The following is a 7886-nucleotide window of genomic DNA, read 5'->3' as shown; positions in this document are numbered from 1 at the left end:
CCTTCCTAACATCTCTCCATGGACAGACGCTGCCGGCCGGTACCCGTGGTGGGTACCGGCCGGCAGCGTTCTTGCTCCCCCTTGTGCGAGGAAAGCCTGTTCAGTGTGGGGTCAGCTGTTCCAGTGCTCGGCGACGAGGTCGGCGGCCTGCTGCTCCCACTGGGCATAGTGATCCGGGAACGCCGACACCTGCACCGTCTGCGCCGCCACCGTCAACGGCATGTCCTCCCAGCCGTCGACCTGCTTCAAACCCTTCAGAAAGGCCAGGGTGGAGTACTCGGGGTCGGTGATCTGCTCCACCGTGCCCCAACCACTGGACGGACGCTGCTGGAACAAGCCCTGCGAATCGTGGTCGTTGCGGTCACCCAGATGACCCAGGTTCTCCAACTTCGACTCCTGAAACGCGGTGCCGATCGCGATGACGGCGGCACGCTCGTCCATACCGGCCTTCTTCGTCGCCGCGATGATCGCCTTCGCGTTGGCGACCTGCTCATCGTCCAAATCGATACGCGACTGGGCACCCTGCACACCATGCGGCACCAGCTTGCCGGAGTCCGGCTTGTCCGCCTGCACCGCCACCAACGAACCAGCCGTGACGGGGGTGGCGTCAGCCTGCCCGATCGGACCAGCGAACACACCACCAGCAAACGCCAGACCAGCAACACCAAGAACACTCTTACGCAGCAGCTTCGAGTTCATCACAAGCTCCATTCGGGGGTAGACGCCACCCACAGGGGGATTGAGAGTGACGCAAACGCCGTCAGGCGCTAGAAGAAAGGGGAAATCCGACGCACACAGGTCCGAGAAGGGGAATCACCGGACCAGGCTTTGCGGCGTCGGGTCAATACACAACCACCCGCCAGCCCGCATCATTCCCCGGCCACCCGGAAGCCTGACCCGGCGCCGCGACCAGGCATAACCACCGACCGGGCCAAGCCATTCCGACACCCGCCCGCCACCAATCCGGCGGAGCGAGAATTCGTCCGCGACCTGCCCGGCGCATGCGGCCCTGCGCGGTCAGCCACCCGACTACAACGCCCCGACCCCACCCCGGATTCCACCCAACCCCCACCCACCCGCATCCGACAAACCGACATTCAGCGCAAACGGCGCGCCAGCCCATCTCCGCCGTCGCCCGCCTTGCGCGCCAACCCCGTTGATCAAGAAGTTTTGGTGCAAGCACGACAGGAATCGCGACGGAAACCTCTTGATCAACTCATCCAAGGCCGGGCGGGGCCGGGGCCGGGCCGGGGCCGGGCCGGGGCCGGGCGCGCTGGGGCGGGGGGACTTGGGGGAATTGGGTGGTGGGAACGGGACGGCTGCCACGATCGGCGCGACTCCGTGTCGACCTCGCCTTCCGCCCACCGGTCCCACTGCGCGGCAGGCCGACATCGACCGGATGCGCCGGACCGCCGGGCCCGTGGCGGGACCTTCCGCGACGCCCGAGGCGGTCGGGCGGACACGTGACGGCAACGAAGATTTCTCATTTTCACCGGATCGGGTCCCAAGCCCACCTAGTGTTGGGCACACCGGTGCTAGTCGCGGAGTTGGCCACCCGAACGACGTCCCACGCAGTCAGCGGACGAAAAGTGAGGGAAGACGCGTATGAAGGCAACCAGAGTTCTCGTACCGGCTGCGGGCAGCATCGCCTTGGGCGCGCTGCTCATGCCCGGAGTCGCCTGGGCGGACACCACGGTGTCACCGGCGACGACCCCGGTCGGGGGGACGGTCGTGCTCACCGCGACCACCTGCAACCCGAGCACCGGTGACGCGCTGTTCCGGGTCACCGGACCCGATCGGGACCAGAACGTACGCTCCACCACCGCCGCAGCCGGCGGCGGCCTGAGCGCCGAACTGTTCACCGCAGGTTTCACCCTCGGCACCTACACGGTGGCCGCCACCTGCGGAGACGGCACCTCGGACGGCAGCACCACGTTCACGGTCACCCCGATCGGTGGCGCCCAGGCCGGGGGCCGCACGAGCGACGACGGGCTCGGCACCCTGACCACCGGGGCGACCCTGATCGCCACCGCACTCGGTGGCGGCGTCATCCTGGCCCGCCGCCGCCGGCACGCCGAGGCCGCCGCGCGTCTCTGACGCGCCGGCACACCCCATCCATCCTGCGACGGGTGCCCGCGCCGTACGCCACGGTGCGGGCACCCGAGGGATACCGCACGGCAGGTGTCCCGACAGCCGTCTGACTCTCGCGATCGGAGGTGACCGTGCGGGCATACCACGGGGGGCGCGTTCTGCTCACGCTGGTCGCGGCCGTCGGAGTAGCGCTGGTGGGCGCGGGGATCGGGCGGCTGCCGGCCGGGCCGCCGCAGCCCGACGGCGCTCCGCACCGGGCCGGCACCGCGCCGAGCCTGCCGCCGCTGCCGCGCGCCGACCCCGTCGAGGTGCGGATCGAGGCCATCGGCGTACGCGCTCCGCTGGTGCCGGTCGCCGCCGACGCCTCGGGCGCGCTGGAGGTGCCGGCGCTGGACCGGCCGCAGGTCGCCGGGTGGTACCGACCCGGTGCCAGCCCGGGTGAGATCGGCAACGCGGTCCTGGTGGGCCACGTCGACTCCGGGGACGGCCCGGCCGTCTTCTTCGAGTTGGGGCGGCTGCGCCCCGGCGACACCGTCCACATCACCCGGGTCGATGCCACGGTGGCCCGTTTCACCGTGGACGCGGTCGAGGCGTACCCGAAGGAGCGGTTCCCCACCGACCTGGTCTACGGTCCCGGCGGCCTGGCCGGGTTACGGCTGATCACCTGCGGCGGCCGGTTCGATCCGGCACGCGGCGAGTACGCCGACAACGTGATCGTCTTCGCCACCCGCACAGCGTGAACCCGCGCGGGCGTGAACCCGCACGGGCGTGAACCCGCACGGCGCGAACCCGTCCGAGGTGAGCCCGCGCGGCCGGTGGCGTGCGTTCGACCATCCCGACGCCGGGAAGACCCGAGCGTCCACGGCAGACCCGAGGAGCAACGATGGCCCAGGCAGCGATCAGGAAGAACACCGGAAAGGCCACGGCCGCGTCGTCGCGCACCGCGACCAAGCGGAGCAGCCCGGCGACCAAGCGGTCTCCCGGGACGGCAGCCGCCACGAAGACGACCGGCAAGGCAGCCACCAGCAAGGCGGCCGGCAAAGCGGCCGGCAGGTCCACGAGCAGGAAGGCCACGGCCGGTACGGCAGCGGCGACCTCCGCCCGGACGGCGCGGAAGAAGGCCGTCTCCGCCACCGCGAGCCCGACCCGGCGTCCCACCGCCAAGGCGACCGCCGCGAAGAAGACCGCTGTCGCGAAGAAGGCGCCTGCGGCGAAGAGGACGGCGGCGAAGACGGCACCGGCGGGCAAGGCCACCGGTGGCCGGGCGCCGGCCACGAAGACCACCACGAAGAAGGCGGCGACCCGGAAGACGTCGGCCACCCAGGCCACCGCCGCGCGGTCCCGGGCGGCCGGAGCACCGAGGCCGGCGCGGAAGGCGACCACGATGGAGTCTTTCGGCAGTCGGCGCGGCGCACGGACCCGCTGACCGGGGCGCTACCCGTCGGACAACCGGTGGAGGAAGCCCCGGGCCCGCTCGGTGATCTCCGGGCCGGAGCGCGATGGGCGCGCCACACCGTCCACCGCCTCCGATGTCCGGGGGCACGCCACGCCCCCGGCGTCAGCCGTCGGGTCCGGTGTCGAGAGGATGTCGAGGTGGCGAAGCGAGACAGGCGGACCGAGGTGACCGGGATGTGCCCCTGCGGGCAGGGCATGCCGTACGCGGACTGCTGCGGGCGACTGCACCGTGGCGAGGCGGACGCGCCGACGGCCGAGGCGCTGATGCGCTCCCGCTACGCGGCCTTCGCCGTCGGCGACCACGCCTACCTGATGCGCAGCTGGCACTCCCGGACCCGTCCACCTCGCCTGCACCTCGACCCCGCCCAGCGGTGGACCGGGCTGGAGGTCGTCGGCACCGACGGGGGCGGGCTGTTCGACAGCACCGGGACCGTGGAGTTCCGCGCCCACTACCGGGAGGGCCGCGATCCGGGCACGGTGACCGAACGCAGCCGCTTCGGCCGGGAGGACGGTCGCTGGGTCTACCTGGATGCCGAGCGGCCCTGAGCCGGGCGGGGTCACGCGTCGATCCGGGCGGTCGGCGCGTCGACCGGTCCACGTCGGATCCGGCCCGCCCGGAGCACCTGCGCCGCCGCGATCAGCAGGTACGGCACGACGGCCAGGGCGAACGCCCACGCGGTGTCCGTCGCCGTGGCGAGCAGGCCGAACCCGGCGTACACCGCGATCGTGGTCAGGTCGGTGAGCGTGCCCGCCAGCGAGGTGACGGTGGCCCGGGTCGGGCCGCTGATCCGGGCCTGAAGGCGGGCGTCGGCCAGCACCGAGGCGAGTTGGAAGCCGGCGAACGCCGCCGCGACCAGCAGGAACCCCACCGGCTTGCGCAGCAGCACCCCCACCGCCAGGGCCACCGCCGAGGCGGCCAGCAGCAGGGCGTACCCGCCGGTGCGAAGCCGCTGCCCGGCCGGGGCGAGCAGCCCGCCGGCCATCTGGCCGAGGGTCACCACCAGCAGCAGCAACGGCACGGTGGTCAGGGCGACGCCGGTGTCCCGGGCCAGCAGCGGGAGGTACTCCTCCAGCGCGCCCCAGATCGCGCTCACCACCGCCACCAGCAGCACCGCCACGCGGACGGATCGACTGCCGCGCGCCTCGGCCACGCCGAGCCGTAGCCTCTGCCACCAGCCCGGCTCGTCGGGTTCGGTGGACGGCGCGGCGGCGAGGCGGTGGTGGCGGCGGCGGTGTTCCGGGAGGCGGGTCGCGACGGCGGCGGCCAGCAGACAGGCCGCGACGCTGGCCGCCCCGACCATCGGGTAGCCGCCGAGCCCGAGCACCGGCCCGGCGAGCAGGATCGACCCGAGCACCCCGGCCGTGCCGGCGGTGCGGGCGCGGCCGATGGTCCGGGCGTACCGGTCGGCGGCGCCCACGTGGTCGAGTTCGTCGAAGACCAGCGCCTCCAGCGCGCCGGACGCGAGTGCACCGCCGGCTCCCCAGAGCACGAACCCGACGGCGAACGCCGGATAGGACGGCAGGAGCGTCCACAGACCGAAACCGAGAGCGCTGCACAGCGGCGCCAGGGCGAGCACCAGACGCCGGGAGGTGGCGTCGGCCCAGGCACCGGCGGGCACCTCCAGTACCAGACCGGCCAGCGACCAGATCACGAACAGCGAGGAGATCTGCCCGACCGACAGCCCGGTGTCGGAGAAGAGCAGCACGTACACCGGGTAGAGCAGGACCAGGTCGGTGAGGAACGTGTAGGCGTAGAGAGTGGCCGCTAGGCGACGGCCGGCGGCGGTGGCGAGGGTCATCGAGGCCATCCGGACGGGTGGGGGGCGATTACGGACACCGTGTGTACGGCGTCCGAGGGCGGTCCCCGGCCTCGGTCAAGGCATCAATGTCGCCAGGTCATGCGGTGATCGTAGGCGCCGGCACCACCCGATGCCACCCCGTTGCGGCTCGGGCGGACGACGGCGTCGCGGCAGACGACGACTGCCGCGACGCGACGCGGGACGGGCCCGTACGGTCCCGTCCCGCGAGGTGACGCCGTCTGGGTCAGCGACCGGACGGGCCGTCGTTCTTCGGCAGGATGATCGTCGACTCGCTGTCGTCGGCAGCGGTCCGCGGCGACGGCACGTCCGGGCCGGTCGACGTGACCTGGGTGGTGTCCGGGTCGTCGGTCGTCGCGGCGGACTGGCGCGGCAACGCGGTCGTGGTGTCGGAGTCGTCGTCGACCGGCTGCTGGCGCGGGAACGCCGTGGTGGCCTCCGGGTCGTCGGAGTCCGCCGCCGACTGACGCGGGAACGCCGTGGTGGCGTCCGGGTCGTCGGAGTCGGCCGTGGACTGACGCGGGAGCAGCGTGGTCGGGTCTGAGTCGACGTGGGGCGGGGTGACGACCTGGGTCGCCTCCGGGTCGTCGGCCACCGGCACACCCGACGACGTTCCGGTCGCGAACACCGGCGTGGCGGGCGGCGGGTCGGCGGCCGGCGCGCCGAAGGTCGCCCCACCGGGCGGTACGGGTGCCGCCGCCGACTCGGCCAGCCGACGCTCGGCGGCGGTCCGCTGCTCCTCCCGCTCGCGGGCGGCCTGTGCCTCGCGCTCCCGGGCGGCCTCCGCCTCCCGCTCCCGGGCCGCCTGCTCCTCGCGCTCGCGGCGGGTGGCGGAGTAGGCCCGAGCGTGCTCGGCGATGGTGCGCGACTCCGCCTCGGCGCGGGACAGCCACGACTCCCAGCGGTTCTGCATCGGGCGGATCAGCCCGCCGCCCACACCGACGACGAGGATGCCGCCGATGGTGGCGAGCACCGCGATCAGCACCGGGGTGGTGACGGCGGTGGCCACACCGATCTGGTTCAACGCCGCGATGACGCCGAGACCGAGAATGAACGCCGAGGCGATGGTGGCCAGCAGCCGGCCGTAGGACAGCCCGCCGAGCGCGCCCGAGATCAGGTCCTTGACGGCGCTGGCGATGGCGGCGGCGACCACCACGATGACGATGGCGACGAAGGCCCTCGGCAGCCAGGCGATGACCCCGGCGATCAGGTCCGAGATCGGGTTCGGCCCCCAGATACCGAACGCCAGATAGAGGGTGAGCAGCAGGATCCCGTAGTACGCGAGCTTCGCCACGACGTCACTGGCGTCGTACCGGGAGCGGGCCAACGCCCGACGGATACCGCCGCGTTCGACCGCCCGGTCGAAACCGACGCGTTCCAGCAGCCGGCCGACGAGTTTCAGCACCGCCTTGGCGATCAGCCAGCCGGCCACCAGGATCGCCACGAAGGCGACGGCCTTGGGTAGGAAGAGGAGTATGCCACGGAGGGTGTCCCCTACCGCGTCGCCGAAGTTGTCTCGCATCCGTTGGTCCTTTGCAGGGGCGGTCGGTTCGTCCGGCCCGACCTACCCCCGGGCGCGGCGCGAGAAACGTCGCGAGTGTCCGGCCGTCAGCCCGGACAGGAGTACGCGACCTCGGTGGCCGCCTGCGCCGACGACGGCGAGACGACGTTCACCGTGGCCGTCTCGGTGGTGCTGCCGACCCCGCTGAACGTCCACCGGAGGGTCAGCTCCACGGTCCGCTGCCCCGGACCGACCCGCTCGGTCAGCAGGGCACCCGGTGCGCTCCCGGACCGCAGCCACTGGTACTCGACGGTGCCGGGGCGGCCGTTGGTGCGTACCGTGGCGACGACGTCGACGGTGACGTCGCACCGCTGTCCCGCCGGGTGGGGCACCGCGACGCTCACCCCGCTGATCTCCATCGGGTTCAGCCGCTGCCAGATCCAGAAGCCGACCGCGGCCAGCAGCACGAGGGTGAGCAGAGTGGACAGCACCGACACCGACCGACGCCAGAGCGACCTGCGGCGCGGTGCCGGTGTCGGCCACGCGGGCGCCGACGGCGGGGCGGCCGGCACTCCGGGCCCGAAGCGCAGTTCACCGCCGGGTCCGGTGGTCGGTGCCGCGAGCGCACCGCTCGTACGCACCGTGGCGGCCCCTACCGGGTACGCGGTGGTCGTGCCGGACGGCGGATGGGTCGCCCCCTGAGTGGCGTCGAGGTCCGGGGTGGGCCACGACGCGGTGCCGTCCCGCGACACCGGCCGCCCGGCAACGCCCGACGGGGTCGCCGTCTCGGTGCGACCGAGGTAGACCGTCGGTTCCGCAGCCGCCGGTCGGGCCGACGCGTCGGTGCGACCGAGATAGACGGTCGGCTCCGCCGTGCCCGGCCGGGTCGGCGGTGCCGTGCCACCGGGACGGGTGGTCGGATGGGCGCCGTCCACCCGGACCGTCGGTTCGTCGGTCGAGGTGGGCGGGGGCGGCCACGCGTGGGTCGGGTCGTCGGGCTGGGTCACGGCAGGTCTCCCGGA

At 72.9% G+C, this 7886-nt stretch carries 7 protein-coding genes and 1 pseudogene; 4 read left to right on the top strand and 4 right to left on the bottom strand.

The annotated features are described in order from the left end of the window. Positions 1–111 precede the first annotated feature (111 nt). Complete coding sequence (locus ABZ738_RS10170) at positions 112–699, bottom strand: hypothetical protein (RefSeq protein ID WP_357212268.1); 588 nt, start codon at positions 697–699, stop codon at positions 112–114. 906 nt (positions 700–1605) lie between these two features. Here ABZ738_RS10170 and ABZ738_RS10165 point away from each other — a divergent pair. The 4 genes from ABZ738_RS10165 (at position 1606) to ABZ738_RS10150 (ending at position 4092) form a co-directional block, all read left to right on the top strand. Beyond that, the gene (locus ABZ738_RS10165; RefSeq protein WP_131057740.1) at positions 1606–2097 is read left to right on the top strand and encodes a hypothetical protein; all 492 of its coding nucleotides are present in this window, start codon (positions 1606–1608) and stop codon (positions 2095–2097) included. A gap of 125 nt (positions 2098–2222) precedes the next feature. Continuing rightward, positions 2223–2831 (top strand): class F sortase, encoded by a 609-nt coding sequence (locus ABZ738_RS10160; protein ID WP_357212266.1) that lies wholly within the window; start codon positions 2223–2225, stop codon positions 2829–2831. Positions 2832–2974: 143 nt separating this feature from the next. Continuing rightward, positions 2975–3517, top strand: a complete 543-nt coding sequence (locus ABZ738_RS10155; protein WP_357212264.1) for a hypothetical protein — start codon at positions 2975–2977, stop codon at positions 3515–3517. A 203-nt stretch (positions 3518–3720) separates the two neighbouring features. Further along, positions 3721–4092, top strand: a complete 372-nt coding sequence (locus ABZ738_RS10150; RefSeq protein WP_131057111.1) for a YchJ family metal-binding protein — start codon at positions 3721–3723, stop codon at positions 4090–4092. Between the two features lie 11 nt (positions 4093–4103). On the opposite strand, the gene ABZ738_RS10145 is transcribed toward ABZ738_RS10150, so the two are convergent. The 3 genes and pseudogenes from ABZ738_RS10145 to ABZ738_RS10135 form a co-directional block, all read right to left on the bottom strand. Next, complete coding sequence (locus tag ABZ738_RS10145) at positions 4104–5345, bottom strand: MFS transporter (RefSeq protein WP_357212262.1); 1242 nt, start codon at positions 5343–5345, stop codon at positions 4104–4106. A gap of 898 nt (positions 5346–6243) precedes the next feature. Then, positions 6244–6885, bottom strand: a pseudogene (locus ABZ738_RS10140) (hypothetical protein); the annotation flags it as partial. Between the two features lie 86 nt (positions 6886–6971). Continuing rightward, positions 6972–7871, bottom strand: coding sequence for a hypothetical protein (locus ABZ738_RS10135; RefSeq protein ID WP_236146059.1), 900 nt, complete (start codon positions 7869–7871; stop codon positions 6972–6974). Positions 7872–7886 lie beyond the last annotated feature (15 nt).

This window comes from Micromonospora sp. NPDC047793, assembly GCF_040642635.1.
Classification (GTDB): domain Bacteria; phylum Actinomycetota; class Actinomycetes; order Mycobacteriales; family Micromonosporaceae; genus Micromonospora.
The sequence above is the reverse complement of the archived record's forward strand: the minus strand, read 5'-3'. Positions and strand labels throughout refer to the sequence as shown.

Bases quoted from the DNA above. Each gene is read 5' to 3' on its own strand.
- ABZ738_RS10145 (WP_357212262.1), bottom strand. From the start codon at position 5,345: ATGACCCTCGCCACCGCCGCCGGCCGTCGCCTAGCGGCCACTCTCTAC.
- ABZ738_RS10170 (WP_357212268.1), bottom strand. From the start codon at position 699: ATGAACTCGAAGCTGCTGCGTAAGAGTGTTCTTGGTGTTGCTGGTCTG.
- ABZ738_RS10150 (WP_131057111.1), top strand. From the start codon at position 3,721: ATGTGCCCCTGCGGGCAGGGCATGCCGTACGCGGACTGCTGCGGGCGA.
- ABZ738_RS10155 (WP_357212264.1), top strand. From the start codon at position 2,975: ATGGCCCAGGCAGCGATCAGGAAGAACACCGGAAAGGCCACGGCCGCG.
- ABZ738_RS10165 (WP_131057740.1), top strand. From the start codon at position 1,606: ATGAAGGCAACCAGAGTTCTCGTACCGGCTGCGGGCAGCATCGCCTTG.